Below are 951 nucleotides of genomic sequence, written 5' to 3'. Positions count from 1 at the left end.
CACCGGGCAGATCTTGGTGGGGAGGTGAGGTTTGCGATGCGGCATCAAGGCGTCTCCCGAAGCCCACCCCGGATCAGTATGGCGAACGATGCCACCGCGAACAGCTGAACGTAGCCATCGAGCAACTCCTGATAGACCATCTCTTTCTCTTCGCTTCCCGTCAGCGCGGCGCCAATGGCATGCCACTCGCCACCCCATCCTGTTCATTGGAGGCGCCGGTATCGTCGGTCAACAGGCGGCACGTTTTCTACGTGAAATGTATCCGGAACTTTCTCTGCTGATCGGCAGACGCAATCTCGCCAGAACCCAGCAAGCGACCGGGCTATCGCCTCACGACGTATTCGGCCTCGCCACCGTGCACGCCCTCTCCGACGAATCCGGCAACCTCGACTACGACATCGAACCCGCGATCCTCAACGCCATCGGCCCACCGACACTGTTCGCCGAAAACATGGTGGAATTCGCCACCGAATCCGCCGACCGCTTGCATCACGACCACGAGATGTTCCGCGAGGACCACGCCCGGGGCGCATTCACGCAGTTGGATATCGTGCATCGGTGAATCACCCCAGCAGCAGATCGCCCTCGATGGGTATGAACTGGCTCGCGGCGTTGATAAGGGAATTGGCGGTGAGTTGGGGCACGCCGTAGACCTCGACGCGCTTGCCATGCACCTCACGGATCTTCTCCGCCAGTAGATCGAAGTCGCCATCGCCGGAGACCAGTACGATGACGTCCGCCCTCGCGGCGAACTCGATGGCATCCAGCGTGATGCCCACGTCCCAGTCGCCCTTGGCGGAACCATCCGCGCGCTGAATGAAGGGCTTGAGCCTGACCTCAAAGCCGATCGAGCGGAGAATGTTCTGGAACTCGCGCTGCTTCGTGTCGCCCTTGTCGGTGGCATAGCAGCGCGCGGCCAGCACCTCCCGGTTCGCCGTCACCCTCGCCCAG

Annotated in this window: 2 protein-coding genes; one reads left to right on the top strand and one right to left on the bottom strand. The window is 61.9% G+C overall.

Annotation, left to right across the window (positions count from 1 at the left end):
- Positions 1-256 precede the first annotated feature (256 nt).
- On the top strand, positions 257-562 hold the full coding sequence (locus OP495_RS18945; protein ID WP_280571209.1) for a hypothetical protein: 306 nt from the start codon (positions 257-259) through the stop codon (positions 560-562).
- A gap of 1 nt (position 563) precedes the next feature.
- Here OP495_RS18945 and OP495_RS18940 read toward each other — a convergent pair.
- The coding region (locus OP495_RS18940; RefSeq protein WP_280571207.1) for an NYN domain-containing protein at positions 564-951 on the bottom strand (388 nt) is incomplete at its 5' end.

This window comes from Chromohalobacter sp. 296-RDG, assembly GCF_029889885.1.
Lineage (GTDB): Bacteria > Pseudomonadota > Gammaproteobacteria > Pseudomonadales > Halomonadaceae > Chromohalobacter.
The sequence above is the reverse complement of the archived record's forward strand: the minus strand, read 5'-3'. Positions and strand labels throughout refer to the sequence as shown.

Coding starts and splice junctions, on each gene's coding strand:
- OP495_RS18945 (WP_280571209.1), top strand. CDS start 257: ATGTATCCGGAACTTTCTCTGCTGATCGGCAGACGCAATCTCGCCAGA.